Origin of the sequence: Bartonella queenslandensis AUST/NH15 (genome assembly GCF_000312585.1) — a bacterium.
GTDB lineage: Bacteria > Pseudomonadota > Alphaproteobacteria > Rhizobiales > Rhizobiaceae > Bartonella > Bartonella queenslandensis_A.
Map to the genome: position 1 here is coordinate 1 of NZ_HE998464.1, position 399 is coordinate 399.

The following is a 399-nucleotide window of genomic DNA, read 5'->3' on the forward strand; positions in this document are numbered from 1 at the left end:
TCCATCACGAACCGGTCCATCTTCACTCATAATTTTAGGCTCATCCACACCCAAACCCGCCTTGCCTTCGGCAATGCGTTTCAATAAATCAACCGCCTGTTTGTAACGATCTTCAATGGTTGTGGTTAATGCCGTGTGGCGTATGGCTAAATTGTAAACAGCAATATTGACACAGATCATACCCAAAGCTGCCGGCTGTCCAGCAATGGGGACAGGGTAGCGATGAGACAAATGCACATCAATCTCACCACTTGCCTGTTCAAGCGCAAGACCAATGGCTTTCTCTAAAAGAACGGGATCAGAATGCTCATCCATCCCACATAAGTCGATCAAGAATTCAACGCCCCAGAGCTCTTCAATCAATCTTTTGCTTGCATACGCCATCTTTTAAAGATTCCC

At 46.1% G+C, this 399-nt stretch carries 1 protein-coding gene; it reads right to left on the bottom strand.

The window, feature by feature from the left end; all coding sequences use genetic code 11:
- Window positions 1-384: DUF1320 domain-containing protein (locus BN338_RS10640; RefSeq protein WP_039762661.1), on the bottom strand; the 384-nt coding region annotated here is incomplete at its 3' end.
- Between the last annotated feature and the right edge of the window lie 15 nt (window positions 385-399).